The sequence below is a fragment of the Inquilinus ginsengisoli genome (genome assembly GCF_050434925.1).
GTDB lineage: Bacteria > Pseudomonadota > Alphaproteobacteria > DSM-16000 > Inquilinaceae > Inquilinus > Inquilinus ginsengisoli_B.
The window spans coordinates 207,276-233,674 of the sequence record NZ_JBNDJK010000001.1; the positions used below are offsets into that span (position 1 = coordinate 207,276).

28 protein-coding genes and 1 pseudogene are annotated in these 26,399 nt (G+C 69.1%); 15 read left to right on the top strand and 14 right to left on the bottom strand.

Features of this window, described 5'->3' with window-relative positions; translation table 11 throughout:
* The first annotated feature begins 30 nt into the window (after positions 1 to 30).
* From ppa to QFZ27_RS01045, 5 genes and pseudogenes are all read left to right on the top strand, one after another.
* Complete coding sequence (gene ppa, locus QFZ27_RS01025) at positions 31 to 579, top strand: inorganic diphosphatase (RefSeq protein ID WP_429224219.1); 549 nt, start codon at positions 31 to 33, stop codon at positions 577 to 579.
* Positions 580 to 597: 18 nt separating this feature from the next.
* Positions 598 to 696: pseudogene (locus QFZ27_RS01030) on the top strand (RNase III inhibitor); the annotation flags it as partial.
* Positions 689 to 1,114, top strand: a complete 426-nt coding sequence (locus QFZ27_RS01035) for a macro domain-containing protein (RefSeq protein WP_429224220.1) — start codon at positions 689 to 691, stop codon at positions 1,112 to 1,114. The pseudogene QFZ27_RS01030 and the gene QFZ27_RS01035, both read left to right, overlap by 8 nt.
* Before the next feature lie 67 nt (positions 1,115 to 1,181).
* Positions 1,182 to 3,650, top strand: coding sequence for a bifunctional acetate--CoA ligase family protein/GNAT family N-acetyltransferase (locus QFZ27_RS01040; protein WP_429224221.1), 2,469 nt, complete (start codon positions 1,182 to 1,184; stop codon positions 3,648 to 3,650).
* 145 nt (positions 3,651 to 3,795) lie between these two features.
* Positions 3,796 to 5,013 (top strand): lytic transglycosylase domain-containing protein, encoded by a 1,218-nt coding sequence (locus tag QFZ27_RS01045; RefSeq protein WP_429224222.1) that lies wholly within the window; start codon positions 3,796 to 3,798, stop codon positions 5,011 to 5,013.
* A 76-nt stretch (positions 5,014 to 5,089) separates the two neighbouring features.
* On the opposite strand, the gene QFZ27_RS01050 is transcribed toward QFZ27_RS01045, so the two are convergent.
* The 8 genes from QFZ27_RS01050 to QFZ27_RS01085 all read right to left on the bottom strand — a co-directional run bounded on the left by QFZ27_RS01050 (position 5,090) and on the right by QFZ27_RS01085 (position 12,548).
* Positions 5,090 to 5,671 (bottom strand): class I SAM-dependent methyltransferase, encoded by a 582-nt coding sequence (locus tag QFZ27_RS01050; RefSeq protein ID WP_429224223.1) that lies wholly within the window; start codon positions 5,669 to 5,671, stop codon positions 5,090 to 5,092.
* A 60-nt stretch (positions 5,672 to 5,731) separates the two neighbouring features.
* Positions 5,732 to 6,439, bottom strand: coding sequence for a phosphate regulon transcriptional regulator PhoB (gene phoB / locus QFZ27_RS01055; RefSeq protein ID WP_342238341.1), 708 nt, complete (start codon positions 6,437 to 6,439; stop codon positions 5,732 to 5,734).
* Positions 6,436 to 7,167, bottom strand: coding sequence for a phosphate signaling complex protein PhoU (phoU, locus tag QFZ27_RS01060; protein ID WP_429224224.1), 732 nt, complete (start codon positions 7,165 to 7,167; stop codon positions 6,436 to 6,438). Before phoU ends, phoB begins: the two co-directional genes overlap by 4 nt.
* A gap of 25 nt (positions 7,168 to 7,192) precedes the next feature.
* The gene (pstB, locus tag QFZ27_RS01065) at positions 7,193 to 8,005 is read right to left on the bottom strand and encodes a phosphate ABC transporter ATP-binding protein PstB (protein ID WP_429224225.1); all 813 of its coding nucleotides are present in this window, start codon (positions 8,003 to 8,005) and stop codon (positions 7,193 to 7,195) included.
* A gap of 26 nt (positions 8,006 to 8,031) precedes the next feature.
* A complete protein-coding gene (gene pstA, locus QFZ27_RS01070; RefSeq protein ID WP_429224226.1) occupies positions 8,032 to 8,889 on the bottom strand; it encodes a phosphate ABC transporter permease PstA in 858 nt (285 codons plus the stop codon).
* A 3-nt stretch (positions 8,890 to 8,892) separates the two neighbouring features.
* Positions 8,893 to 9,873 carry a phosphate ABC transporter permease subunit PstC gene (pstC, locus tag QFZ27_RS01075; RefSeq protein ID WP_429224227.1) on the bottom strand — a complete coding sequence of 327 codons (981 nt, stop codon included), beginning with the start codon at positions 9,871 to 9,873 and terminating at the stop codon, positions 8,893 to 8,895.
* Positions 9,874 to 9,951: 78 nt separating this feature from the next.
* On the bottom strand, positions 9,952 to 11,010 hold the full coding sequence (gene pstS, locus QFZ27_RS01080) for a phosphate ABC transporter substrate-binding protein PstS (RefSeq protein ID WP_429224228.1): 1,059 nt from the start codon (positions 11,008 to 11,010) through the stop codon (positions 9,952 to 9,954).
* 101 nt (positions 11,011 to 11,111) lie between these two features.
* A complete protein-coding gene (locus QFZ27_RS01085; protein ID WP_429224229.1) occupies positions 11,112 to 12,548 on the bottom strand; it encodes an ATP-binding protein in 1,437 nt (478 codons plus the stop codon).
* A gap of 244 nt (positions 12,549 to 12,792) precedes the next feature.
* On the opposite strand from QFZ27_RS01085, the gene QFZ27_RS01090 reads away from it, so the two are divergent.
* Positions 12,793 to 14,229 (top strand): IS1182 family transposase, encoded by a 1,437-nt coding sequence (locus QFZ27_RS01090; protein WP_429224230.1) that lies wholly within the window; start codon positions 12,793 to 12,795, stop codon positions 14,227 to 14,229.
* A gap of 147 nt (positions 14,230 to 14,376) precedes the next feature.
* On the opposite strand, the gene QFZ27_RS01095 is transcribed toward QFZ27_RS01090, so the two are convergent.
* From QFZ27_RS01095 to hrcA, 3 genes are read right to left on the bottom strand one after another with little or no spacing between them, the layout of a single operon-like run.
* Entirely contained in the window at positions 14,377 to 14,508 is a 132-nt protein-coding gene (locus QFZ27_RS01095; protein ID WP_429224231.1) for a hypothetical protein, read from the bottom strand.
* On the bottom strand, positions 14,505 to 15,116 hold the full coding sequence (gene grpE / locus QFZ27_RS01100) for a nucleotide exchange factor GrpE (protein ID WP_429224232.1): 612 nt from the start codon (positions 15,114 to 15,116) through the stop codon (positions 14,505 to 14,507). Before grpE ends, QFZ27_RS01095 begins: the two co-directional genes overlap by 4 nt.
* Positions 15,113 to 16,213: a heat-inducible transcriptional repressor HrcA gene (gene hrcA / locus QFZ27_RS01105; protein ID WP_429224233.1), complete on the bottom strand. Its 1,101-nt coding sequence runs from the start codon at positions 16,211 to 16,213 to the stop codon at positions 15,113 to 15,115. Before hrcA ends, grpE begins: the two co-directional genes overlap by 4 nt.
* 114 nt (positions 16,214 to 16,327) lie before the next feature.
* Between hrcA and rph the strand changes: the two genes are divergently transcribed.
* The 3 genes from rph to QFZ27_RS01120 all read left to right on the top strand — a co-directional run bounded on the left by rph (position 16,328) and on the right by QFZ27_RS01120 (position 18,125).
* Complete coding sequence (gene rph, locus QFZ27_RS01110; RefSeq protein WP_429224234.1) at positions 16,328 to 17,047, top strand: ribonuclease PH; 720 nt, start codon at positions 16,328 to 16,330, stop codon at positions 17,045 to 17,047.
* A gap of 79 nt (positions 17,048 to 17,126) precedes the next feature.
* The gene (locus tag QFZ27_RS01115; RefSeq protein WP_429224235.1) at positions 17,127 to 17,708 is read left to right on the top strand and encodes a hypothetical protein; all 582 of its coding nucleotides are present in this window, start codon (positions 17,127 to 17,129) and stop codon (positions 17,706 to 17,708) included.
* 57 nt (positions 17,709 to 17,765) lie between these two features.
* On the top strand, positions 17,766 to 18,125 hold the full coding sequence (locus QFZ27_RS01120; RefSeq protein WP_429224236.1) for a GFA family protein: 360 nt from the start codon (positions 17,766 to 17,768) through the stop codon (positions 18,123 to 18,125).
* On the opposite strand, the gene QFZ27_RS01125 is transcribed toward QFZ27_RS01120, so the two are convergent.
* Both QFZ27_RS01125 and QFZ27_RS01130 read right to left on the bottom strand, forming a co-directional pair.
* The gene (locus tag QFZ27_RS01125) at positions 18,113 to 18,622 is read right to left on the bottom strand and encodes an Mpo1 family 2-hydroxy fatty acid dioxygenase (protein WP_429224237.1); all 510 of its coding nucleotides are present in this window, start codon (positions 18,620 to 18,622) and stop codon (positions 18,113 to 18,115) included. The genes QFZ27_RS01120 and QFZ27_RS01125 overlap by 13 nt on opposite strands.
* Before the next feature lie 167 nt (positions 18,623 to 18,789).
* Positions 18,790 to 19,653 carry an NAD(P)-dependent oxidoreductase gene (locus QFZ27_RS01130; protein ID WP_429224238.1) on the bottom strand — a complete coding sequence of 288 codons (864 nt, stop codon included), beginning with the start codon at positions 19,651 to 19,653 and terminating at the stop codon, positions 18,790 to 18,792.
* Positions 19,654 to 19,748: 95 nt separating this feature from the next.
* Here QFZ27_RS01130 and rdgB point away from each other — a divergent pair, with 95 nt between their 5' ends.
* From rdgB to QFZ27_RS01150, 4 genes are all read left to right on the top strand, one after another.
* On the top strand, positions 19,749 to 20,381 hold the full coding sequence (gene rdgB / locus QFZ27_RS01135) for an RdgB/HAM1 family non-canonical purine NTP pyrophosphatase (RefSeq protein ID WP_429224239.1): 633 nt from the start codon (positions 19,749 to 19,751) through the stop codon (positions 20,379 to 20,381).
* Entirely contained in the window at positions 20,378 to 21,532 is a 1,155-nt protein-coding gene (hemW, locus tag QFZ27_RS01140) for a radical SAM family heme chaperone HemW (RefSeq protein WP_429224240.1), read from the top strand. The genes rdgB and hemW overlap by 4 nt, the downstream gene beginning before the upstream one ends.
* Before the next feature lie 173 nt (positions 21,533 to 21,705).
* Positions 21,706 to 22,026 (top strand): type II toxin-antitoxin system RelE/ParE family toxin, encoded by a 321-nt coding sequence (locus QFZ27_RS01145; protein ID WP_429224241.1) that lies wholly within the window; start codon positions 21,706 to 21,708, stop codon positions 22,024 to 22,026.
* Entirely contained in the window at positions 22,004 to 22,321 is a 318-nt protein-coding gene (locus QFZ27_RS01150) for a helix-turn-helix domain-containing protein (RefSeq protein WP_429224242.1), read from the top strand. Before QFZ27_RS01145 ends, QFZ27_RS01150 begins: the two co-directional genes overlap by 23 nt.
* A gap of 62 nt (positions 22,322 to 22,383) precedes the next feature.
* Here the strand turns inward: QFZ27_RS01150 and QFZ27_RS01155 are convergent, their stop codons facing one another.
* Complete coding sequence (locus QFZ27_RS01155; protein ID WP_429224243.1) at positions 22,384 to 23,031, bottom strand: dihydrofolate reductase family protein; 648 nt, start codon at positions 23,029 to 23,031, stop codon at positions 22,384 to 22,386.
* Between the two features lie 139 nt (positions 23,032 to 23,170).
* On the opposite strand from QFZ27_RS01155, the gene QFZ27_RS01160 reads away from it, so the two are divergent.
* Together QFZ27_RS01160 and polA are read left to right on the top strand one after the other, a co-directional pair.
* Positions 23,171 to 23,536, top strand: a complete 366-nt coding sequence (locus QFZ27_RS01160) for a VOC family protein (protein ID WP_429224244.1) — start codon at positions 23,171 to 23,173, stop codon at positions 23,534 to 23,536.
* Between the two features lie 79 nt (positions 23,537 to 23,615).
* Entirely contained in the window at positions 23,616 to 26,390 is a 2,775-nt protein-coding gene (gene polA, locus QFZ27_RS01165; protein WP_429224245.1) for a DNA polymerase I, read from the top strand.
* Positions 26,391 to 26,399: the final 9 nt, after the last annotated feature.

Here is a 26,399-nt window from a genome sequence, read left to right on the forward strand (position 1 = left end):
AACCCCCGAGGACCACAGACCAGGGCCGACATGGATATCAGCAAGATCGCGGTCGGGGTGAACCCGCCCTTCGACGTCAACGTCATCATCGAGAACCCCATGGGCGGGGTGCCGGTGAAGTACGAGCTCGACAAGGAATCGGGCGCGATGTTCGTCGACCGCTTCCTGCACACCGCGATGGCCTATCCGGGCAATTACGGCTTCATCCCGCACACCCTGTCGGGCGACGGCGACCCGGTCGACGTCATCGTCGTCGGCCGCGAGCCGGTGATGCCGGGCGCCGTGCTGCGCGCCCGCCCGGTCGGCGTGCTGCTGATGGAGGACGAGGCCGGCCAGGACGAGAAGATCCTGGCGGTGCCGGTGTCGAAGCTGCACCCCTACTACAACAAGGTGCAGAGCTACGAGGATCTGCAGGAGATCCTGCGCGACCAGATCGCCCATTTCTTCGCCCACTACAAGGACCTGGAGAAGGGCAAGTGGGTCCGCATCATGGGCTGGGACGGCCCGCAGCGGGCGGCGGAGATGATCGTCGAGGGCATCGAGCGCGCGAAGTCCGACAAGAAGAACGCCGCGGAGTAATCCGATGAGCACCGCGCGGTGACGGCATCGCTGGAGATCACGGTCGGGGACATCACCCGGCTGCAGGTCGACGCGATCGTCAACGCGGCGAATTCGGCCTTGTCGGGCGGTGGCGGCGTCGACGGCGCCATCCACCGCGCCGCCGCGCCCCGAGCTTCTCACCGAATGCCGGACCCTGGACCGCTGCCCGGCCGGCGAGGCCCGTATCACCAAAGGCCACCGGCTGCCGGCGCGGCACATCATCCATTGCGTCGGCCCGGTCTGGCAGGGCGGCGGCCGGGGCGAGGACGAGTTGCTGGCCGGCTGCTATCGGGCCGCGCTGCGCCTGGCCCAGGACAATGGCTGCGCGAGCATCGCCTTCCCGGCCATCAGCACCGGCATCTACCGCTTCCCACCCGACCGCGCTGCCGGCATCGCCGTGGCGACGGTGAAGGAGATGCTGCCCGAGGCGCCCGCGGTGCAACGGGTGATCTTCTGCTGCTTCGACGAGACGATGGCGGAGCGGTATCGAACGGCCCTCGACACCAGAGCCTGACATCCCCGCTTGAGCCCGCGCTTTCCGTCCGCCACCCTGAAGCAGTGGTTTCCGGCGGGAGCCTGCGATGTCGGTGCGCAACCTGGACGCCCTGTTTCGACCGGCCTCGATCGCCCTGATCGCCGATGGCCCGGTCGGCGCCGTGCTGGCGCGCAACCTGTTCGCCGGCGGCTTCGGCGGCCCGGTGATGCCGGTCACCCAAGGCGCCCGGTCGGTCGGCAGCGCCCTCGCCTACCCCTCGATCGCGGCCCTGCCGATGGCGCCGGACCTGGCGGTGATCGCGGCACCGCCCGACGTCCTCCCCGGGCTGATCGCCGAGCTCGGCGGCCGCGGCACCCGCGCCGCCGCCATCGTCGGCATCGACCGGCCGGCGGCGGCCGAGGGCCCGGACGACGCCCGGCTGCGCCAGGCGATGCTGGACGCGGCCCGGCCACATCTGCTGCGCATCCTCGGCCCCGACGGCTTCGGCCTGATGGCACCGCATCACGGCGTCAATGCCAGCCTGGGCCATCTCGCGCCCAAGGACGGCGACCTGGCCTTCGTCAGCCAGTCCGGCGCGGTCGCCGCGGCGGTGCTGGACCGGGCAACACGGCGCGGCATCGGCTTCAGCCATGTCGTGTCGCTGGGCGGCATGGCCGATGTCGATTTCGGCGACATGCTGGACTGGCTGGCCGCCGATATCCGCACCCGCGCCGTGCTGCTGCACATCGAGACCATCAGCCACGCCCGCAAATTCCTGTCGGCCGCGCGGCTGGCTGCCCGTACCCGGCCGGTGGTGGTGATCCGGCCCGGCCGCGGCGACATGCGGGCCGGTGACGCAGACGGGCTGATCGGGCCGGATGCGGTGTACGACGCCGCCTTCCGCCGCGCCGGCATGCTGCGGGTGTTCGACCTGGCCGAGCTGTTCGACGCGGTCGAGACCTTGGCCAGCGACCTGAAGGTGGGCGGCGAAAGACTCGCGGTCCTGACCAATGGCGCCGGACTCGGCCTGCTGGCGGCGGAAGCCCTGACCGATTCCGGCGGGACCCTGGCCGTACCGACGCCGGCGACCTTGGCACGGCTGCGGGCGGCCGGCGCCGATGCATCCGGTCCGATCGACCTGGGCGACGCGGCGCCGGCCGACCGCTTCGCCCGGGCGCTGGAGGCGCTGCTGGCCGACCCCGGCCGAGACGCGGTGCTGGTGGTGAACGGTCCCAGCGCCATTACCGACCCGGTCGAAGCAGCCCGGGCCGTGACTGGCGTGGTCGCCGCGGCGACGAAGCGCGACGGCCGCCGCCCGCCGGTGCTGGCGAGCTGGCTGGGCGCCGCCGCCGAGACCCGGCGGCTGTTCGCCGAGGCCCATATCCCCGCCTATGACACGCCCGGCCAAGCGGCGCGCGCCTTCATGCACCTGGCCCGGCATCGGCGAAACCAGGGGCTGCTGATGCAGACCCCGCCGGCCCTGCCGGAGGAGTTCCAGCCGGATGCCGATGCCGCCCGGGCGGTGATCGCGGCGGCGCTGGCCGAGGGCCGGACCGAGCTGAGCCCAGCCGAGTCGCGGTCGGTGCTCGATGCCTACCGCATTCCGCTGCTGCCCGAGAGCGCCCCCATTCCGCCCGAGTCGCATCCGCTGGTGCTGGGGATCGACGAGGACCCGGTGTTCGGCCCGGTGCTGCTGTTCGGCCAGGGCGGCGCCGCGGCCGAGCTGCTGCATGACGGCGTCGCCGCCCTGCCGCCGCTGAACGCGGTGCTGGCCCGCGACCTGATGATGCGCGCCCGGGTGTGGCGGCTGCTGCAGGGTTATCGCAGCCGGCCGGCGGCCGACCTGGACGCCGTGGCACTGACCCTGGTCAAGCTGTCGCAGCTGGCCGCCGACCTGTCGGAGGTGGCGGCGCTGCGGATCAACCCGCTGCTGGCCGGCGCCGCGGGCGTGCTGGCGCCCGGCGCCGCGATCCGGGTGCAGCCGCCGCTGCCGGCGGGCACGCCGCGCTTCGCCATCCGGCCCTATCCGCAGCGGCTGGTGCAGCGCCTGGCGCTGCGCGACGGGCGCGAGGTCACGCTGCGGCCGGTGCGGCCAGAGGACGAGCCGGCGATCCGCGAGATGCTGCAGCGGTCCAGCCCGGAGGATGTGCGGCTGCGCTTCTTCAGCGCCATGCGCAGCTTCAGCCACGAATTCGCAGCCCGGCTGACCCAGATCGACTACGACCGCGAGATGGCGCTGGTCGCCGAGGCCGAGGAGGACGGGCGGCGGGTGATCCTGGGCGCCGTGCGCATCATCGCCGACCCGGACGGTGAGACCGCGGAATACGGCATCATGGTGCGCTCCGACCTCAAGGGCCTAGGCCTCGGCCACCGGCTGATGACCGAGATCATCGACTATGCCAAGAGCCGCGGGCTGAAGCGGATCTTCGGCGAGGTGCTGCGGGAAAACACGACGATGTTGCGCATGGCCGGAGAGCTCGGATTCGCTCGCGCCGACGTGCCGGACGAGCCCGGCATCATTCATGTGACGATTTCGCTCGACCATTTGCCCGCTCTCAGTCAGCATTCTGCCTAGGAAATCCGCGACCCAGGGGGATAGGTGTTTGCGTTTTTCCTCTTTGAATGAACGACTTGTCCGTATAAGTTGAAGGCCTGCGTTAATTTTCGGGCCCGCGGCGATGCCGCCGGGCTTTTGCGTTTGGGGGAGCATGGAGGGGAAGATGCCAGGGACATTCCGCTGGACCAGGACGGTTGCGGCCACGGCCTTGCTCGCGGGGCTGCTTGCCGCCTGCGCCGAGGCTCCGAAGCCGAAACCCGCCGTGGTCGCCAGCGGCCCCTGGGGCGCCGAGATCCACGACGCCTCGCGCCGCTTCGACATCCCCGAGGAGTGGATCCGGGCGGTGATGCATGTGGAGAGCGGCGGCCGGACCCATTGGAAGGGCGGCCAGCCGATCACCAGTCATGCCGGCGCCATGGGGCTGATGCAGGTGATGCCCGGCACCTATGACGAGCTGCGCTACGTCCACGGCCTGGGCCCCGACGCTTATGAGCCGCGCGACAACATCCTGGCCGGCGCCGCCTATATCCGCGAGATGTACGACCTGTACGGCTATCCCGGCTTCCTCGGCGCCTACAATGCCGGGCCGGAGCGGTACCGCCAGTATGTCGAGGAAGGCCGGCCGCTGCCGCGCGAGACCGAGCGCTACATGGACATCATCGCGCCGCAGATTGCCGGCATCATGCCGGGCAAGGGCGGCACCGACCGGATGACCCAGTACGCCGCCGCCCAGATCCAGCAGAAGGTGCCGGCGCCGATCCGCATGGCGCCGATCCCCGACGGGTCGTCCAGCCGCAACACCACCGTGGTGGCGGCGATGAAGCCGATCCCGGACGGGTCGTCGATGCGGAACACGACGGTGGTCGCGGCCATGCAGCCGATTCCCGACGGCTCGTCGACTCGCGGCACCACCGTGGTCGCCGCGATGCAGCCGATCCCGGACGGGTCGAGCACGGCCTCGGCACTGCCGCCGGTCCGTGTGGTGCAGCAGCCCGGCGTGGTGCGGATGCAGCCGATCCCGGACGCCGGCATCCAGGTCGCCGTGGCCGCCCCGGTCGCGCGTCAGGTGGCCCCGGCCCCGGTGCGGATGGCGCCGATCCCCGACGGCAGCAGCCAGGTCGCCGCCGCGACCCCGGTCATCCGTCCGGCGGCCCCCGCGCCGGTGCGCATGGCGCCGATCCCGGATGCGCCGGCGCCCCGTGCGGCGGTGGCGCCGACCCGGATGGCGCCGATTCCCGACGCCCCGCCGGTCCGCGTCGCAGCCTCGGCCAAGCCCGCGCGCGTCCCGGCGCCGCAGCAGGTCGCCGACGCCGGCGAGCCGCGGCGCCAGTCCAACGGCCTACCCAGTGGCTGGTTCGTTCCGAGCGCGCCGGGCAACTGACCGTCTGCTCACAGGAAAGCCCGCGCCGCTGAAGGGTGGCGCGGGCTGTTTCTTTGGGACGTCCGCGACGCCGGTCTCAGGCCGCGTCAGGCAAACCCGTCTGGCGGCGGTAGCTCCAGGCGCCGAGCGGCGGCAGGTTGCGCCAGACGAAATCGACCATCCGGCCCTGCAACCCCAGCTTGCGCCGCGGCAGCGGCGACAGGATCTGGTTGGTCAGCTGCAGGAAGCGACCCGACCGGCCCATGCGGGCGAAGGCGGCGTCGATGATGCGGCGCTGCAGGTCCAGCGGGAACCAGATGATCGGCAGGCTGGACGCCACCACCGACAGCCGCTTGATGCCGGCCTGATCCAGCATCGGGCCGATCTCGGCCACGTCGCCCTCCAGCACCGTGACGCCGGGGAAGCGCTGGCGCAGTACGGCGCAGAACTCCGGCATCTTCTCGACCACCACCAGCTTCTCCGGCGGCAGCCCGGTCGCCAGCAGCCCTTCGGTCAGGCTGCCGCTGCCGGCGCCGAGCTCGAGCACCGGGTCGCTGCAGCGAGGATCGATGTGCCGGGCAAAGGCGCGGGCCACGGCGGGGCCTGACGGCGCCCAGGCCGCGACCTTCAGCGGCGAGCGGAACCACAACCGGAGATACAGCCAGGAATCCTTGCTCATGCGACACCTCCGTGCCGTTTGTCGGGGACAACCGCCTGTCTTTGCAGAAAGTTCCCGGGCTCAGGCCTGCGCCTGGACGTCGAGCGAATAGCCGGCGGAGCGGACGGTGCGGATCAGGTCGGTCTCGCTGTCGTCGTTCAGCGCCTTGCGCAGGCGCCGGATATGGACGTCGACGGTGCGCGGCTCGACATAGACGTCGTGGCCCCAGACGATGTCGAGCAGCTGCTCGCGGCTGAACACCCGGCCGGGATGCTGCATGAAGTGGCGCAGCAGGCGGAACTCGGTCGGGCCGAGATGGACGTCGCGGTTGCCGCGGCGAACGCGGTGGCCGCCGAGATCCATGCTGAGATCGGCGTAGCTGAGGATGTCGCCGGCGCTGGACGGCGAGGTGCGGCGCAGCACCGCCTTGATCCGGGCCATCAGCTCCGGCGTCGAGAACGGCTTGGCGACGTAGTCGTCGGCACCGGAATCGAGGCCGCGGACGCGGTCCCCCTCCTCGCCCCGCGCGGTCAGCATGATCACCGGGATGTCCCGGGTCTTGGCGCCGCGGCGCAGCTGGCGGCAGACCTCGATGCCGGAGAGATGCGGCAGCATCCAGTCGAGCAGCACCAGGTCCGGGCGCTGCTCGCTGGCCAGCAGCAGCGCCTCCTCGCCGTCATAGGCGGCGAGGACGCGGAAGCCCTCGCGCTCGAGGTTGTAGGTCAGGAGGGTGACGAGGTCGACTTCGTCCTCGACCACCAGAACCAGCGGCTGGATGCCGGCCCTCATGCGCTCTCCTCCGGCTTGGCCTCGGGGGTGACGACGGTGAAGGAGGAGGAATCGCCCTTCGGCCGCGCATCCTTCACCGGCTTGCCCGTGAGCAGGAAGTGGATCAGCTCGGCGATGTTGGTGGCGTGGTCGCCGATCCGCTCGATGTTCTTGGCGATGAACAGCAGATGGGTGCAGGGGGTGATGTTGCGCGGATCCTCCATCATGTAGGTGAGGGTCTCGCGGAACAGGCTGGTGTAGAGGTCGTCGACCGATTCGTCCTGGCGCCAGGCCGACAGCGCCTTGTCCAGGTCGCGCTCGGTATAGGCGTCGAGCACGTCCTTGATGATCTGCTGCACCATCCGGCCCATGCGCGGCAGCGTCGCCACCGGCCGGACCACCGGCACCTGGGCCAGGGCCAGGGACCGCTTGGCGATGTTGGCGGCGTAGTCGCCGATCCGCTCCAGGTCCGAGGCGATGCGCAGGGCCGAGATCACCTCGCGCAGGTCGGCTGCGAAGGGCTGGCGCAGGGCCAGGATCTGGACCACCGCGGCATCGACCGAGGCCTCGTAGGCGTCCATCTGCTCGTCGCTGCGCATCACCCGGCCGGCGAGGTCGGCGTCGCGCCGCACCACCGCCTGGATGGCGAGCTCGAGCTGGCTTTCGGCCAGGCCGCCCATCTGCACGATGGTGCGGCGCAGGGCCTCGAGCTCCTGGTCGAAGGACTTGACGATATGTTCGTTTGCCATGGCGCTGATCCTTCTGACCCCCGGCTCAGCCGAAGCGGCCGGTGATGTAGCTGTGCGTCCGCTCGTTCTTCGGGCTGGTGAACAGCTCCGACGTCTCGCCGAACTCGACCAGCTCGCCAAGATACATGAAAGCGGTGAAGTCGGCGGCGCGGGCCGCCTGCTGCATGTTGTGGGTGACGATCGCGATCGTGTAGTCGGTCTTCAGCTCGTCGATCAGCTCTTCGATCTTCGCGGTCGAGATCGGGTCGAGCGCCGAGGTCGGCTCGTCGAGCAGCAGCACGTCGGGCTGCATCGCGATGGTGCGGGCGATGCACAGGCGCTGCTGCTGGCCGCCGGAGAGGCTGGTGCCGCTCTTCCTCAGCTTGTCCTTGACCTCGTCCCACAGCGCGGCGCGGCGCAGCGCCGCCTCGATGCGGCCGTCCATCTCGGCCTGGCCCAGCTTCTCGTACAGCCGGATGCCGAAGGCGACGTTGTCGTAGATCGACATCGGGAACGGCGTCGGCTTCTGGAACACCATGCCGACCCGGGCCCGCAGCAGGTTCACGTCCTGCTTCGAGCTGAGGATGTTCTCGCCGTCCAGCAGCACCTCGCCGGCGGCGCGCTGCTTCGGATACAAATCGTACATCCGGTTCAGGATGCGCAGCAGCGTCGACTTTCCGCAGCCCGAGGGACCGATGAAGGCGGTAACGCGGCGCTCGTACAGCGGCAGGCTGATCTTCTTCAGCGCCTCGTTGTCATCGTAGAAGAAGGACAGGTTGCGGACTGAGATCTTCTCGCGCAGATCGCGGCCGAGATCGGTCGGGCGCTCGACATTGATGTTCATGTCGAGCGTCGTCACCTGAGCACCATTGCCTGTCATGACCGTCAGCCCTGCTTGCCGCCGAGCGAGGAGAGCGCCCGGGCGATGATGTTGAGGAGAAGGATCGTCACCGTGATCAGAAGCGCGCCGCCCCAGGCCAGGCGCTGCCAGTCCTCATAGGGGCTGAGCGCGAACTGGAAGATGACCACCGGCAGGTTGGCCATCGGCGCGTTCATGTCCGTGCTCCAGAACTGGTTGTTCAGGGCGGTGAACAGCAGCGGCGCCGTCTCGCCGCTGATCCGGGCGACCGCCAGCAGCACGCCGGTGATCATGCCGTTGCGCGCGGCGCGGTAGCAGATCATCAGCACCACCTTCCACTGCGGCGAACCCAGCGCGGCGGCGGCCTCGCGCAGGGTGTTCGGCACCAGCTTCAGCATGTCCTCGGTGGTGCGGATCACCACCGGCATGGCGATGATCGACAGCGCCACGGCGCCGGCCCAGGCCGAGAAATGGCCCATCGACGACACCATGATCTCGTAGACGAACAGGCCGATGACGATCGAGGGAGCGCTGAGCAGGATGTCGTTGATGAAGCGGATCACCTCGGCCAGCTTGCTGGTCTTGCCGAACTCGGCCAGGTAGGTGCCGGCGAGGATGCCGACCGGGGTGCCGATCAGCGTGCCGACCACGGTCATGACCAGGCTGCCGAAGATCGCGTTCAGCAGGCCGCCGCCCTCGCCCGGGGGCGGCGGCGTCGATTCCGTGAACAGGGCCGGCGTGATGGCGGAGAGGCCGTTGGCCACCAGCGTGGCGAGAATCCAGACCAGCCACATGAGGCCGAAGGCGGCGGCGCCGACCGAGATGGCGAGCGCCACCTTGTTGACGGCGCGGCGCCGGGCGTAGAGCGCGGATGAAGCCGGCATGTCCTAGCCCCCCGTCTTGCGCTGCAGCCGCAGCAGCTGGATCTTGGCCAAGGCCAGGACGATGAAGGTGATGACGAAGAGCACGAGGCCCAGCGCGATCAGCGACGAGGTGTAGAGGTCGCCGACGGCCTCGGTAAACTCATTGGCGATCGAGGCCGAGATAGTGGTGCCCGGCGCCAGGATCGAGTTCGAGATGCGGTGGGCGTTGCCGATGACGAAGGTCACCGCCATGGTCTCGCCCAGCGCCCGGCCGAGGCCGAGCATGACGCCGCCGACCACGCCGACGCGGCAGTAGGGCAGCACCACCTTCCACACCACCTCCCAGGTCGTCGCACCCAGGCCGTAGGCCGATTCCTTGAGCAGCGGCGGCACCGTCTCGAACACGTCGCGCATGATCGAGGTGATGAAGGGCAGCACCATGATCGCCAGGATCAGCCCGGCGGTGAAGATGCCGATGCCGTAGGGCGGGCCGGCAAAGAAGATGCCGATCCAGGGAAGCTTGCCGAGCGTCTGGATCAGGAAGGGCTGCACCGTCTGCTGCAGGATCGGCGCCAGCACGAAGAAGCCCCAGATGCCGTAGATGATGCTGGGGATGCCGGCCAGGAGCTCGATGGCGATGCCGAGCGGCCGCTTCAGCACCGGCGGGCACAGCTCGGTCAGGAAGATGGCGATGCCGAAGCTGATCGGGACGCCGATCAGCATGGCGATCAGCGAGGTCATCAACGTGCCGTAGATCGGCGCCAGCGCGCCGAATTTCTCCGTGACCGGGTTCCAGACCTCGTTGGCGACGAAGCCGAAGCCGAAGGTCTGCAGCGCCGGCATGGCGCCGATGATCAGCGACAGGATCACCCCGCCGAGGATCGCCAGCACCAGCACGGCGAAGAACAGCGTGACCAGGCGGAAGCCGGTGTCTGTCGCGCGCTGCCGCGCTGCGGTCCGCGCGTTGATCCGCGGCCCGATCTTCTGATAGGTGGCGTCCACCATCGATCACCTTGCCCTGGGAAACAGGCGGCGCCGTGCGGAAATTCGCACGGCGCCCAATCGATCAGCCGTTGCCGGCGATCACTTCGAGGCGGTCCAGACCGGCTTGCCGTCGGCGCCCTTGATGCTGTCGGCCCAGGTCTTGTGGACCATCTCGACCACCGCGTCCGGCATCGGCACGTAGTCGAGGTCCTCCGCCAGCTTGTCCTGGCCATAGGCCCAGGCGAAGAACTGCAGCGCGGTGGCCGAAGCGACCGGATCCTGCGGCTGCTTGTACATCAGGATGAAGCTGGCGCCGGTGATCGGCCAGCTCTCGGCACCCGGCTCGTTGGTCAGGATGACGTAGTAGCCCTTGGCATTGGCCCAATCGGCGGCCGAGGCCGCGGCCTGGAAGCTCTTGATCGTCGGGTCGACCGCCTTGCCGTCCTTGTTGACCAGCTTGACGTAGGTCAGCTTGTTCTGCTTGGCGTAGGCGTATTCGACATAGCCGATCGCGCCTTCGGTCTGCTTGGCGGTGTTGGCGACGCCCTCATTGCCCTTGGCGCCGATGCCGGCCGGCCACTGCACCGAGGAGTTGGCGCCGACCGTGTCCTTGAACTTGGCGTTCACCGACGAGAGATAGGTGGTGAACAGGAAGTTGGTGCCCGACCCGTCCGACCGGTAGGCCGGGGCGATGGCGGTGTCCGGCAGCTCGACGCCCGGGTTCAGCGCCTTGATCTTGTCGTCGTTCCAGGCGGTGATGTCGCCGAGATAGATCTGCGCGACCAGGTCGCCGCTGAGGGTCAGCTGGCCCGGCGCGATGCCCGGGACGTTCACGACCGGCACGACGCCGCCCATGATCATCGGGAACTGCACAAGGCCGGCGGCGTCGAGATCCTCCGGCTTCAGCGGCATGTCCGAGGCGCCGAAGGTGACGGTCTTTTCCTTGATCTGCTTGATGCCGCCGCCCGAACCGATCGACTGGTAGTTCAGGCCGATCCCGGTCTCCTTCTTATAGGAATCGGCCCATTTGGCGTAGACCGGGTAGGGGAAGGTGGCGCCGGCGCCGGAAATGTCGGCCGCCTGGGACGCGCCCGCCACGAGCGCAACCGCCGCGCCGAGCACCGCGCTGCGAAGGATGGTTCGTGAAAAAAGCTTCACGCGAATCTCCTGTGGTGGTGGGACGAGCCTGATGGCTTCGCCCGGTCAGGCGACCAGCGCCCCGTTCCGAGCGCAGGCTATAGACACCGCCGCAGACGCTTTTAAGACAGTTCGGTTACAGTTTTATGAAGGGCCCGGCCGGACGGCTTGCCGCCTGGGGCGGCCGGCAGAAAAACGGTGAAGACGCTGCCGCGGCCGACCTCGCTGTCGATCTCCAGCCGGCCGCGGTGGCGGCTGACGATGTGCTTGACGATGGCGAGGCCGAGGCCGGTGCCGCCTACGGCGCGGCTGCGCGCCGGGTCGACCCGGTAGAACCGTTCGGTCAGCCGCGGCAGGTGCTCACGGGCGATGCCGTCGCCCTGGTCGGTGATGCTGACGACCAGGCTGGTCCGCCGGCCTTCGGTCGAGCTCCGCGCCGCCAGGCCGACCACGCCGCCCTGGCGGCCGTAGTTGATCGCGTTCGACACCAGGTTCTGGAACACCTGGTACAGCTGGTCGGAATCGCCGACCACCTGCGGCAGGTCCGGCGCCAGGTCGAGCTCCAGCCGCTGCGCCTTGCGCTGGGCCTTGAGCTCGAGCGCGTCGGCCACCGATTGCAGCAGCGGCCCGACCGCGACCCGCCCGGTCGGCGGCACATGCTCGTCCAGCTCGATCCGCGACAGCGACAGCAGGTCGTTGACCAGCCGCGACATGCGCTCGGCCTGCTGCTGCATGATGCCGAGGAAGCGTTCGCGCGCCGCCGAATCGTCCCGCGCCGGGCCGCGCAGCGTCTCGATGAAGCCCATCAGGCTGGACAGCGGCGTGCGCAGCTCGTGGCTGGCATTGGCCACGAAGTCGGCCCGCATCTGCTCGACCCGCTTGGTGGCGGTCAGGTCGTAGAAGGTGACCAGCAGCGCCGGCTCGGGCCGGTCGTCGGATTCGCGCTCGCCGGGATCGCCACGCCGCTCGAAGCGCTGGATCCGGACCTCGAATTCGCGTTCGATCGGCACCGGCAGGTTCAGCGCCACGGTCTGGATCGGGCCGCCGGAAAGCACGGCGTCGACCGCGGCGACGATCTCCGGATGGCGGATCGCCTCGGCCATGTCGCGGCCCAGCAGCCGGTCGCCGAACAGCCGCCCGGCGGCCTCGTTGGCGCGCAGCACGCTGCGGTCGCCGGCCAGCACCAGGATCGGGTCGTCCTGCGCCTCCAGGATCTCCGACGCGGTCTGCAGCTCGACCGCCAGGCTGCGCTCGCGGCCGCGAGCGTGGCGCTGGAGCCGCTGCAAATGCAGGAACAGGATCTGGCCGATCTCGGTCGAAGGCCGCGGCGGCCGCTCCGGCGCCTCGGCGGTCGACGCCTCGATGTGGCGGCGCAGCAGGTCGAGGTCGCGCAGCAGGCGCCAGGCGAAGATGCCGGCGACGCCGACCACCGCCACCACGCCGGCCGCCGCCAGCCAGACGCCGATCCCGTCGGCGCCGGCCGCCAGCAGCAGCAGCGCGATCACCAGGGCGGCGATCACCCCGATGCCGAACAGGTGGCGATAGATCGGTCCGGCCATGCGCACGCGCCTCGAACAGCGAGCCTCAGGATACCGCGATCATGCGGGGGACGGCGACGCTACCTGTTCTCGATGACGGTTTCGTGTCGCCGGCTGCGTCAGGCTACGACATTCACATATCTCTCGACCACAATCCGCGTAGCCTCTCCCGCTTGCCAGCCCGTGTGGAAACCCACTGGCGGGGGATTCTAGAGGCCGGTCCGGTGTGATCTACTGCTTCGACAAGACATTCGGAGTGGCGGTGATGGTTCATGTGACGGGGGAGTCGCGGTATCAGCGGTTGCTGATGGCACCGAGCCTGGACGAGATCGTCGCTGCCGAGCATCCGGTGCGGGTGATCGACGCGTTTGTGGCCACGCTGGACCTGAGGGATCTGAAGTTCGGCAAGGTGGAGGCGGAGAGCACGGGCAGGCCGCCGTACCATCCCGGCGATTTGTTGAAGCTGTACATCTACGGCTACCTCAATCAGATGCGGTCGAGCCGGCGGCTGGAGCGGGAATGCGTGCGCAACCTCGAAGTGCACTGGCTGGTCAACCGGATCACCCCCGCCTTCAAGACCATCGCCGACTTCCGCCGCGACCATGTCGCGGCCATCACCGGGGTGTGCCGCGCCTTCATGCAGTTCTGCCGCGGGCAATCGCTGTATGGCGGTGAACTGGTCGCCATCGACGGCAGCAAGATCGAGGCCGTGGCCAGCCGCAAGAAGGTGCTGACGCCGGCGCTGCTGGAGAAGCGGGCGGCGGCGCTGGACGCCAAGATCGCCGAGTATCTGGCGGCGATGGACGAAGCCGACCGCCAGGAGGCGGCGACGGAGGCCGGACCGACCGATGTGGCCCGGGCCCTGGCGGTGCTGCAGGCCAAGCGCGACACGGTCCAGGCCCAGGCCAAGGCCCTGGCCGGGGCAGGGCTCAGTCAGACCGTGACCAGCGAGCCCGACGCCCGCTTGATGAAGACCGCCCGCCATGGCCATCAAGTCGCCTACAACGCCCAGAGCGCGGTCGACGGCAAACACGGCCTGATCGCCGCCTTCGATCTGACCCGGGACTGCAACGATCAGACCCAGCTCCTGCCGATGGCCCAGGCGGCCAAGGAGAGCCTGGCGGTCGAGACCCTGACCGTGGTCGCCGACACCGGCTATTCCAACGGCACCCAGGGCCAAGCCTGCGCCGAGGCCGGCATCACCGCCGTGGTGCCGCGCCAGACGGTCGTCAATCCCAAGAACGCCGATCTGTTCTCCCGCGACGCCTTCACCTACGACCCGGCCCGCGACTGCTGGACCTGCCCGGCCGGCGAGATCCTCACCCTCGTCTCGGTCTCCCAACCCGAGCAGAAGAACACCTATGCCACTCCGGCCTGCGCCGCTTGTGCCATCAAGGTCCAATGCACCAGGGGCAAACGGCGCAAGGTCACCCGCCACTTCCATGAAGACGCCCGCGAGGCCATGCACCGCCGTGCCGTCGAGGATCCCGGCTGGATGCAGCGCCGCCGCGAACTCGTCGAACACCCCTTCGGCATCATCAAATGGATGATGGGCTATCCACGCTTCCTGCTCCGCGGCCGGCGCAAGGCCAAGGCCGAACTCGCCCTCATGGTTCTCGCCTTCAATCTCAAGCGAACCATCACCACCCGCGGCGTCCCACTCCTCCTCGCCGCCCTCCAACCCACTCCCGCCGGGCCATGACTGGCCCACTCGACCTAAATCTTCTGTCCCCTCTGACCCCTCAAGCAAATCCCCACACTTCTCACACGGGCTGTTGCGGGAGAGGCTACGCGCCTTTTACGTCGACGTCGTACTGCCGGCCTGAGACCTGTGAACTCGCCAGATACCTTAGGACGGCACGGACACGCCGCCACCGGCGCCCATATAAACGCCCTTGGCCGGCTTCTCCGACCGTTCGCAGGCGGCGGCGCCGACCGCCACCGCCAGCAGCATCGCCAGGAGGCCGAGGCGGCGCATCATTCGGCCCGGGCCACGCCGACCATGGCCGGGCGCAGCAGCCGGCCCTGCAGCACATAGCCGGGCTGCATCACCTGGACGATGGTCCCGGCCGGCTTGCCGGTGCCCGGCAGCTCGAACATGGCCTGGTGGAAGTTCGGGTCGAAGGCCTCGCCGACCGGCTCGATCCGGGTCACGCCGTGACGCTCGAAGGCGGCCAGCAACTGGCGCTCGGTGGCGGCAACGCCGTCGACCAGGGTCTTCAGCGCCGCATCCGCCTCGACCGCCCCGGCCGGCACCGCGTCGATGGCGCGGCGCAGGTTGTCGGCGGCGTCCAGAAGCGACTTGGCGAAGCCGGAGATGGCGTATTTCGCCGTGTCCTCGCGCTCGCGCTCCGACCGGCGGCGGATGTTCTCGGTCTCGGCCAGCGCCCGCAGCGCCTGGTCCTTCAGCTTGGCAGTCTCGGCCTCGAGCTCCGCGATGCGCTCCAGCGCCCCGGCCAGGGCCGTGTCGTCGGTAACCCCAGCGGTCTCGGAGTCGGCGACACCCTCGACCTCGGGCCCGGCGGCCCCGGTCTCCGGCTCCGTCGCGTCGGGGCGGTGCTCGGCGGACATCGTCTTGTTGTGCATCATGCTACCTGGTTCGTGGTCTCGTTGGTTCTGAGGAGACGGCCTATCATCTTCGCGGTGTAATCCACCATCGGGATGATGCGCGCATAGTTCAGCCGGGTCGGCCCGATCACGCCGACGGCGCCGACCACGCGCTGGTCGCCGCCCTTGTACGGGGCGATGATCATCGAGCAGCCGGTGTGGCTGAACAGTCCGTTCTCGGCGCCGATGAAGATCTGCACGCCCTCGGCGGCATTGGCGGCGTCGAGCATCTTGAGCAGCGCTTCCTTGGTCTCCAGCGCCTGGAACAGGCCGCGGATGCGCTCCAGATCCTCCAGCGCGGTGACGTCGTTGAGCAGGCGCGATTGGCCCTTGACGATCAGAGTGCCGCCCCCGCCACCGCTCCAGGTGGCGAGGCCGGCCGAGACCACCTTGGCCGCAAGGCTGTCGAGCTGGCTCTTCTGCGCCTCGATCTCGCCCAGCACATCGGTCCGGGCCTCGCCGATGGTGCGGCCGACGATGCGGGCGTTGAGGTAGTTGGTGACGTGGACGAAGGTCGAGGCCGGCAGGCCCAGCGGCACCTCCAGCACCCGGTTCTCGACGATCCCGTCCTCGGTGACCAGCACCACCAGGGCGCGGCCGGGCGACAGGTTGACGAACTCGATATGCTTCAGCGGCCGGTCGGTCTTCGGCGCCAGCACCAGCCCGGCGCAGGCGGACAGGCCGGACAGGGCCGAGGTCGCCTCCTCCAGCATCTCCGATACGCCGCGCCCGGCCTGGGCGCACATCGCATCGATCGAGGCCCGCTCGCTCTCGCCGACATCGCCGAGCTGCATCAGCCCGTGCACGAACAGGCGCAGGCCGGCATCGGTCGGCATTCGCCCGGCCGAGGTGTGCGGCGCGTAGAGCAGCCCGGCATCCTCGAGATCCGCCATGACGTTGCGGATCGTCGCCGGCGACAGCGACATGCCGAGCCGGCGCGACAGGGTGCGGCTGCCCACCGGCTCGCCGGACTGGACATAGGCGTCGACGATCTGGCGGAAGATCTCCCGCGAGCGCTCGTCGAGGTCCCGGAACGCTTGGCCGCCGGATCGGGTCGAGAGTTCGTTCAGCATGCTCATGGCCGTCGCCACGCTATGTAGGGGCCGTCTGACCCGAATCAACGTGCCGGGCTTTACGGGCAGGACCGTCGAGGATAGCGTGCGCGACCCTCGCCGAGAACAGAAAGCGACCTCATGCGACCGTCCGGACGCGCCATCGACGCCCTGCGCGCCATCAGCCTCGAGACCGACGTCAACAAATACGCCGAGGGCTCGTGCCTGGTGAAGTTCGGCGACACCCATGTGCTGTGCACCGCCTCGGTCGACGACCGGGTGCCGTCCTGGCTGAAGAACGGCGGCAAGGGCTGGGTGACGGCGGAGTACGGCATGCTGCCGCGGGCCACCGACCAGCGCACCGACCGCGAGGCCGCGCGCGGCAAGCAGACCGGGCGGACCCAGGAGATCCAGCGCCTGATCGGCCGGTCGCTGCGCGCCGTCACCGACCTGAAGGCGCTGGGCGAGATCCAGATCAAGGTCGATTGCGACGTGCTGCAGGCCGATGGCGGCACCCGCACCGCCGCGATCACCGGCGGCTATGTCGCGCTGGTTCTGGCGCTGCGCCACCTGGTGCAGATCCGCAAGATCAAGGCGCTGCCGCTGACCGACAGCGTCGCCGCGATCTCCTGCGGCCTGCATCAGGGGCAGGCGGTGCTGGACCTCGACTATGCCGAGGATTCGACCGCCCAGGCCGACGCCAACTTCGTCATCACCGGCAAGGGCGGGCTGGTCGAGGTGCAGGCGACGGCGGAGCAGACCCCGTTCAGCCGGGCCGAGTTCGAGGCGCTGCTGGTGCTGGCAGAGCAGGGCACGGCCGAGCTGGCGGCGATCCAGAAGGCGGCGCTCGGCGAGGGCTGAGACCCTCCGCGATGCGGCGCCGCTTGAGCTGCGGCCGGGGCCGTGAAATCCTGCGGCCCCACCACGCGGGAGAGGGTTGATGCTCGGCCTCCTGGCGCTGCTCACGGCGCTTGCCGCCGTCCTGGTTCCGGGCCTGCCGCAGGTCGGTGACGGGCTGGCGACGGCCTCACGGACCGTCGCCGCCCTGCCCCATGCCGAGAAGCTGATCGACTACGCGCCCGAAGGTGGCGGCCCGGTCCTGTACCGGCTGCCGGGCAATGTCTGCTTCCTGCGCCTCGACAGACAGCCCGGCCAGACCGAATGGGTCCGGCGCGACGATCAGGGCCGGATCGAGATCACCGTCTCCGCCCCCGGCCTGGCCGAATCGGGCAACCGCTTCGATCCCGACGGCACCGCCGAGCTGCAACTGGGCGGCCGCGCCGTCGCGGTGCCGGTCACGTCGCCCGGACTGCCGACCTGGCGCTTCACGCTGGAGGACTCGCCGGCGCTGCAGGAGATGCTCGACGCCGAGGAGGCAATGCTGCGCTTCACCGCGACCCGCGGCGGCAAGCCGGTGCCGGAGGAAGTGCTCAGCATCGCGGCCGGCAATCTCTGGGAGGCGATTCAGGGCCTGGAGTCCTGCGCCATCGGCGCCGAGCTGCCGGGCGTGGTCGGGCCGTAGGTTGCGGCCGGGGCATGGCAGGCGGATCATCCCGGAATCCGAGCCGATGAGGACCCCATGATCGAAGCCTCCTGCCATTGCGGCGCCGTCCGGCTGCAGGTCGCGGAGCGGCCGCAGCGCCTGACCTCCTGCAACTGCTCGATCTGCCGCCGCCTCGGCACGCTGTGGGCCTATTACGCGCGCGACCAGCTGACCATCGTGCAGGGCGCCGGCACCACGGTGCCCTACATCCAGGGTGACCGCACCCTGGCGCTCCACCACTGCCCGACCTGCGGCTGCGTCACCCATTGGGAGGGTCTGGCGGCCGGGGATGTCGCGCGCGTCGCGATCAACGCCCGGCTGATCGACCCGGCGGAGATCGAGGGCGTGCCGGTACGCCGCTTCGACGGCGCCGACAGCTGGACCTATCTCGACTGACGGGCATCCGCCGCGGCCTCGACCCGGTGCTTCAGACCGGTCCGCAGGCCGAGGGCGAAGGCGGTCTCGGCCATCAGGAACATCGGGCCGATCAGCAACTGGAACAGGTTCGACAGGAAGGCCGGCCGCTTGCCCTCATAGGCGTGGCCGACCAGCTGCAGCACCCAGCCGCCGACGAACAGCACGCCGGCCACAATCCAGGTGACCGCGCCGCCGGCCACGGCATGGGCGACGATCAGCCCGGGAATCACCACAACCGCCATGGCCAGGCCGAGTCCGAGGTCGAGAGAAATCCACAGCAGCCAGACCAGCAGGGCGACGAGGTCGGCCAGCGTCGCCGGCCAGCCGCCGATGCTGCCGAGCGGCACCGTCGCCAGGGCCACCAGCACGGCCAGGATGATCGCCGGGATGCCGAAGAAATGGGTCAGCCGGTTGCGGCCGTTACGGTGGAAGCTGGTGTACATCGCCATCTGGCGATCGAACAGATCCGAAGCCATGCGCATCCCTCCCCGAAAGGAGAATAAGCCCAAGGCGAGAGGACCGTGTTGAAAAACGCAACAAAACCGTCATCGCGAACCCCGCAGGGCGTGGCGATCCAGAAATCCAGCCGCTGGAACGCCACGTCGCTTCGCTCCTCGCGATGACGGCTTAAGTGATCCTGGCCTCAGTCCTGCAGCGCCAGCAGCAAGCTCGAGGTGTCGACCCGGCCGCCGGCCTTGGCCTGGACCGCGGAGTAGAACTGGTCGACCAGCGCCGTCACCGGCAGCCGGGCGCCGTTGTGCTTGGCCTCCTGGAAGCAGATGCCGAGGTCCTTGCGCATCCAGTCGATGGCGAAGCCGAAGTCGAACTTGTTCTGCAGCATGGTGCGGCCGCGATTCTCCATCTGCCAGCTCTGGGCCGCGCCCTTGGAGATGACGTCGAGCACCAGGTTGCCGTCGAGCCCGGCCTTCTGGGCGAAGTTCAACCCTTCCGCCAAAGCCTGGACCAGACCGGCGATGCAGATCTGGTTGACCATCTTGGTCAGCTGGCCGGCGCCGGCCGGGCCCATCAGGGTGCAGGCCCGTGCGTAGCTGTCGATCACCGGCTTGGCCACGGCGAAGACCGGCTCGCGCCCGCCGCACATCACCGTCAGCACGCCGTTCTCGGCGCCCGCCTGGCCGCCGGAGACCGGCGCGTCGATGAAGCCGAAGCCGAGCTTGTCGGCCTCGGCCTCCAGCTCGCGGGCGATGTCGGCCGACGCCGTGGTGTGATCGACCAGGATGGCGCTGCCGGACATGCCGGCGAAGGCGCCGTCCGGCCCCTGGGCCACGGAGCGGATGTCGTCGTCGTTGCCGACGCACATGAACACGACCGCGGCGCCCTTCGCCGCCTCGGCCGGGGTCGGCGCCCATTGTCCGCCGTGACGCTCCGCCCAGGCCTCGGCCTTCGCCGCGGTGCGGTTGAAGACGGTGACCTCGTGCCCCGCCTTGACCAGATGCCCCGCCATCGGCGCGCCCATGACGCCCATGCCCAGGAATGCGACCTTCATCGTCCTCGCCCCTCACCGCCATGCGTTGGAGGCGACACAGTGCACCAACCGCGACCTTTGATTCCAGCCTCCGCCGCGCGTATCTGATGCCCATCATGACGAACGTCGCCTCCCCCGCCCGCCGCTTCGCCGGCGACCACCTGGTCATCGCCAGCCACAACAAGGGCAAGATCCCGGAGATCGCCGCCCTGCTGCAGGGCCGGGTGCCGCGCCTGACCTCGGCCGCCGAGCACAGCGTGCAGGAGCCGGAGGAGACCGGCGACAGCTACATCGCCAACGCCGAGCTGAAGGCCCGCTTCGTCGCCGCGGCCACCGGCCTGCCGTCGCTGGCCGACGACAGCGGCGTGTCCGTCAACGGCCTGGGCGGCGCCCCCGGCATCTACTCCGCCCGCTGGGCCGAGAAGCCCGACGGGACCGGCCGCGACTTCGCCTATGCCATGGAGCAGGTGCGGCTGAGGCTGGGTGACAATCCGGACCGCAGCGCCCGCTTCGTCTGCGCCCTGTCGCTGTGCTGGCCGGACGGGCATTGCGAGACGGTCGAGGGCGAGATCCGCGGCCGGCTGGTCTGGCCGGCCCGCGGGACCAAGGGCTTCGGCTACGACCCGATCTTCGTGCCGGACGGCCACGACCGCACCTTCGGCGAGATGGACTCGGCCGAGAAGCACGCCATGAGCCACCGCGCCGACGCCTTCCGCAAGCTGGTGGCGCGCTGCTTCGAGGGCGGATGACCGCCCCCGGCTTCGCCCTCTATGTCCATTGGCCGTTCTGCCGGTCGAAATGCCCGTATTGCGACTTCAACTCGCATGTCCGGGAGCAGGTCGAGCATGAGCGCTGGCGCCGGGCGCTGGTGGCGGAGCTGGACCATTTCGCCGACCTGACGCCCGGTCGGACGCTGACCTCGATCTTCTTCGGCGGCGGCACCCCATCGCTGATGCAGCCGGCCACGACGGCGGCGGTGATCGACCGCGCGGCCGAGCGCTGGGGCCTGGCGCCCGATGTCGAGATCACGCTGGAGGCGAACCCGACCTCGGTCGAATCCCACCTCTTCGCCGGCTTCCGCGCCGCCGGGGTGAACCGGGTGTCGCTCGGCGTCCAGGCGCTGGACGAGGCGTCGCTGCGCTTCCTCGGCCGCAACCATTCCGCCGACGAGGCGCTGGCCGCCGTCGGCTTGGCCGCCCGGCATTTCGACCGCTTCTCCTTCGACCTGATCTACGCCCGGCCGGGCCAGACCGTGGCCGGCTGGACGGCGGAGCTGCGCCGGGCGCTGGACCATGCCGTCGGCCATATCTCGGCCTACCAGCTCACCATCGAGCAGGGCACCCGCTTCCATACCCTGTATTCCCGCGGCGAGCTGGTGCTGCCGGACGAGGACACCCAGGCCGCCCTGTACGAGGCCACGGCCGAGGTGCTGGGCGCCGCCGGCCTGCCCGGCTACGAGATCTCGAACCACGCCCGGCCGGGCGAGGAATCGCGCCACAACCTGACCTACTGGCGCTATGGCGACTATGTCGGAATCGGCCCCGGCGCGCATGGCAGGCTGACGCTGAACGACGGGAAGTGGGGGACCCGCACCCATAGGGCGCCGGAGGTGTGGCTGGAGCGGGTCGAGGCTGCCAACCATGCCGAGCATGAGCGCGAGGCGGTGCCGCCAGAGGCCCGCCGCGACGAGATGCTGATGATGGGGCTGCGCCTGGCTGAGGGCGTGCCGAAATCCCGCATCGCCGACGAGATGGGCCTGCCCTTCGACCGGGCGATCGATCGGCGCAAGCTGGACCGGCTGGTCGCCCGCGGCTTCCTGGCCGAGGACGAGGCCCGCCTGACCGCCACCCCGGCCGGCCGCCAGCGCCTGGACGCGGTGCTGGCAGCGCTGCTGGGGTGAGACTTGGCGCTGAAGCCGGTTCCGGTGCCGATGCCATCCGGATCTTGAGGCACATCTTGGAATATAACACTTTGTATGATACTTATTGACCCATGAGGCGGCGGTGAGGGTTTTCAAGAATGCCTGGTTCGAGCGATTTGCTCGAAAGCACAGGATTCCTGACGCCGTTTTGAATGGATGCCATCACTCGCGCCGAGAAGGGGCAGATCGATGCCGAGCTTGGCGGCGGTGTTCTGAAACAGCGGATCGCACGCTCCGGTCAGGGGAAATCCGGTGGCTACCGCTCCATCATCCTGTATCGGAAGGGACAGCGCGCCTTCTTCGTCTATGGGTTTGCGAAGAATGAACGAGCCAACATCGACGCCAACGAAGAAGAGGCGTTCAAGAAGGCGGCCAAACATGTGCTTGGCCTTTCGGATAAACTCTTGGCCATGCTGGTCGAACGAAGGCAGTTCGTGGAGATAGAAGGCGATGGCGAAGAAGTGTCGCAGTGACGCGCTGGCCGCCATCCATGAGACCATGGAAGCGCTGCACGAGGTCGGCGCGATCGACAAGCAGACGATGCGTGAGTTTGATGAGACTTGCCTGACCCCCGTGCGGGCCTTGGCTCCCGAGGAGATCCGGGCCATCCGGGAACGCGAGCACCTCTCGCAGCCAGTCTTTGCGCGCTATCTCAACGTCAGCAAGAATCTGGTCTCGGATTGGGAGAGAGGCGTCAAGAAGCCGGGCGGTCCGGCGCTTCGCCTGCTAACGGTAGTTCAGAAAAAAGGGCTTCAAGCCATCGCATGAGCACCAGCGGCCGGCCGCCAGCGCCTGGACGCGGTGCCGGCGGCCGGCCGGGGTGAGACGGATCAGCCCTGCTTCGTCACCGTGAAGTGGGTGGCGCGAGACGAGCCGACCTGTTCGGTGCAGGCATAGCCCAGGGCGGCCAGGTCGATTCCGGCGAACAGGCTCTCTCCGCTGCCCAGCAGAAGGGGCGACACGGCGATGTGCATATCGTCGATCAGGCGCTGGCGCAGATACTGCTGGACGGTGGCGACGCCGCCGCCGACCCGCACATCCTTGCCGCCCGCGGCCTCGCGCGCCTGGCGCAGCGCCGAATCGATGCCGTCGGTGACGAAGTGGAAGGTGGTGCCGCCCTTCATCTCGATCGACGGACGGGCGTGGTGGGTCAGGACGAAGACCGGCACGTGATAGGGCGGGGTGTCGCCCCACCAGCCCTTCCAACTGTCGTCCGGCCAGGGGCCGCGCACCGGCCCGAACATGTTCCGGCCGAGGATCCAGGCGCCGACATTCTCGAAGCTGCGGGCGGCGAAGTCCTCATCGATGCCGGTCTCCCCGCCTTCCTTCCCGGTCATGGCCCGGAAGGTCGGGGTGGGGATGAACCATTCGTGCAGCGCCTCGCCGCCCTTGCCGAGCGGGTTTTCAAGGCTCTGCTCCGGCCCCGCGCCGTAGCCGTCCAGGGAGATGGAGAAGGCGCGGACGACGAGCTTGGACATGGCGGCGATCCTCCGAGTGATGATGCTTTCTGCTTTCCTAAGACAACCAGTTCGATATTGCAATCAGTTTTACGATGTGCTGTCCCCGCCCCGTCAACCGGGCTATCCTGTCGGCTGAACTCACCGGGGAGGCAATGCCATGCCGACGGTCCGGTACATCGTCCATGACGTCAGCCAGGCGGTCGCGTTCTACAGGGACAGCCTGGGGTTCCGGCTGCAGCAGCAGTTCGGGCCGAACATGGCGATCCTCGAGCGGGATGGGCTGACCCTGTGGGTCGCCGGCCCCGGCGCCTCGGCCAGCCGGCCGATGCCGGACGGCCGCAAGCCCGAGCCCGGCGGCTGGAACCGATTCGTGCTGCAGGTCGACGACCTGGAGGCCCTGGTCGCCGATCTGCGAGGACGCGGCGTCCGGTTCCGCAATGACATCGTCACCGGCCCCGGCGGCCAGCAGATCCTGTGCGAGGACCCGTCCGGCAACGTGGTCGAGCTGTTCCAGCCAGCTTGAGCGGACGCCCGACCGGGTGGACACCCGCCCTCCGGCGCGGCATGGTCGCGCTCTGTTCCCGTCCGGAGAGGGCCCGCCGATGTCGACCACGCCGAAGACCTATTATCTGATCGACGGCTCGGGCTACATCTTCCGGGCCTTCCACGCGCTACCGATGATGATGCGCAAGTCGGACGGGCTGCCGGTGAACGCCGTCTACGGCTTCACCAACATGCTGATCCGCCTGCTGGCCGACCTGGACGCCGACCACCTGGCGGTGATCTACGACGCGTCGGAGCGCGGTTTCCGCAAGGAGATCTACCCCGCCTACAAGGCGCAGCGGCCCGACCCGCCGGAGGAGCTGATCCCGCAGTTCCCGCTGATCCGCGCCACCAGCGAGGCCTTCAACCTGCCGGGGATCGAGATCGAGGGCTTCGAGGCCGACGACATCATCGCCACCTACGCCCGGATGGCGCGGGAGGAAGGGTCGCGCGTCGTCATCGTCTCCTCCGACAAGGACATGATGCAGCTGGTCGGCGACGGCGTGACCATGCTGGACCCGCTCAAGAACAAGCCGATCGACGCGGCCGAGGTGATGGAGAAGTTCGGCGTCATGCCGGACCGGGTGATCGACGTGCAGTCCCTGGCCGGCGACAGCGTCGACAATGTGCCGGGCGTGCCCGGCATCGGCATCAAGACCGCGGCGCAGCTGATCACCGAATATGGCGACCTGGACACCCTGCTGGCCCGGGCCGGCGAGATCAAGCAGCCGAAGCGGCGCGAATCCCTGATCCAGTATGCCGAGCAGGCACGGATCAGCCGCCAGCTGGTGACGCTGCGCAGCGACGCGCCGGTGCCGTTCGGGCTGGAGGGCATCGTGGCGCGGCCGCCGGACCGGTCGAAGCTGGTGCGGTTCCTGGAGGAGATGGAGTTCCGCTCGACCATCACCCGGGTTGAGGCCGCCTTCGACAAGCTGGGCACCACCGGCGGCGACGAGCCGGACCTGACCGCGCCGGGCAAGCCCGAGGCGATCGCCCAGGACTACCAGCTGGTGCAGGACGTGGCGGCGCTGCAGCGCTGGGCCGATGCGGCGGTCGAGGCCGGGGTGCTGGCGATCGACACCGAGACCAACTCGCTGGACGCCGAGGCGGCGATGCTGTGCGGCATCTCCCTGGCCGTCGCTCCCGGCAAGGCTTGCTACATCCCGATCGCCCATGTCGGCGACGACGGCGGCGGGCTGGCGCTGGGCGGCGATGCGCTGGTGCAGCTCACGCTGGCCGAGATCCGCCGCATCCTCGGGCCGGTGCTGGTCGACCCGTCGGTGCTGAAGGTCGGGCACAACCTGAAATACGACGCCCATGTGCTGGGCCGGCCCGATGTCGGCCTGCCGATCACGCCGTGGGACGACACCATGCTGATCTCCTACGTGCTCGACGGCGGGGCGCATGGCCACGGCATGGACGAGCTGTCGGAGCTGCACCTGCAGCACCGCACCATCCCCTATGCCTCGGTCTGCGGCACCGGCAAGAACGCCATCACCTTCGACAAGGTGCCGCTGGACAAGGCGCTGGCCTATGCCGCCGAGGACGCCGACATCACCCTGCGCCTGCACATGCTGCTGAAGCCGCGGCTGGTGGGCGAGCGGATGACGACGGTCTACGAGACCATCGAACGGCCGCTGGTCGGCGTCATCTCCGACATGGAGATGGCGGGGATCAAGGTCGACCGCGTCGCGCTGGCCCGGCTGTCGCTGGAATTCGCCGAGCGCATGGCAGCGCTGGAATCGGAGATCCATCTCTCGGCCAAGGGGCCGTTCAACGTCGGCAGCCCGAAGCAGCTGGGCGAGGTGCTGTTCGAGCGCCTCGGCCTGGCCGGCGGCAAGAAGAGCAGCAAGACCGGCGCATACTCGACCGATTCGAGCGTGCTGGAGATGCTGGCGGCGCAGGGCCAGACGATCGCCACGCAGATCCTGGAATGGCGCCAGCTGGCCAAGCTGAAGGGCACCTACACCGACGCGCTGCAGGCCCAGATCAACGAGAAGAGCCAGCGCGTCCACACCTCGTTCTCGCTGGCCGCGACCAACACCGGCCGGCTGTCCTCGAACGAGCCGAACCTGCAGAACATCCCGATCCGCACCGAGGAGGGTCGCAAGATCCGCTACGCCTTCGTGGCGGAGGACGGGCACAAGCTGATCTCGGTCGACTACAGCCAGATCGAGCTGCGGCTGGTGGCGCAGATCGCCGGCGTGGCGCTGCTGAAGCAGGCCTTCCTCGACGGCACCGACATCCACGCCATGACCGCGAGCCAGGTGTTCAACGTGCCTCTGGCGGAGATGACGCCGGATGTCCGGCGCAAGGCCAAGGCGATCAATTTCGGCATCATCTACGGCATCTCCGGCTTCGGCCTGGCGGCGCAGCTGGGCATTCCGCAGGGCGAGGCCACCGCCTTCATCCGCGCCTATCTCGACCGGCTGCCGGAGCTGAAGGCCTGGATGGACGAGACCAAGCGCATCGCCCGCGAGCGCGGCTGGGTCGAGACCCTGTTCGGCCGCAAATGCCACATGCCCGGGATCAAGGATCCGAACCCGGCCCGCCGCGCCTTCGCCGAGCGCCAGGCGATCAACGCGCCGATCCAGGGCACCGCGGCCGACATCATCAAGCGCGCCATGGGAAGACTGCCGCATGCGCTGGCGGCGGAGGGGCTGAAGGCCCGCATGCTGCTGCAGGTGCATGACGAGCTGCTGTTCGAGGCGCCAGAGGACGAGGCGCAGCGCACCGCCGAGGTGGCGCAGGCGGTGATGCAGTCGGCCGCGACGCTGGAGGTGCCGCTGATCGCCGAGGCCGGCATCGGCCGCAGCTGGGCCGAGGCACATTAGGGGACGCGA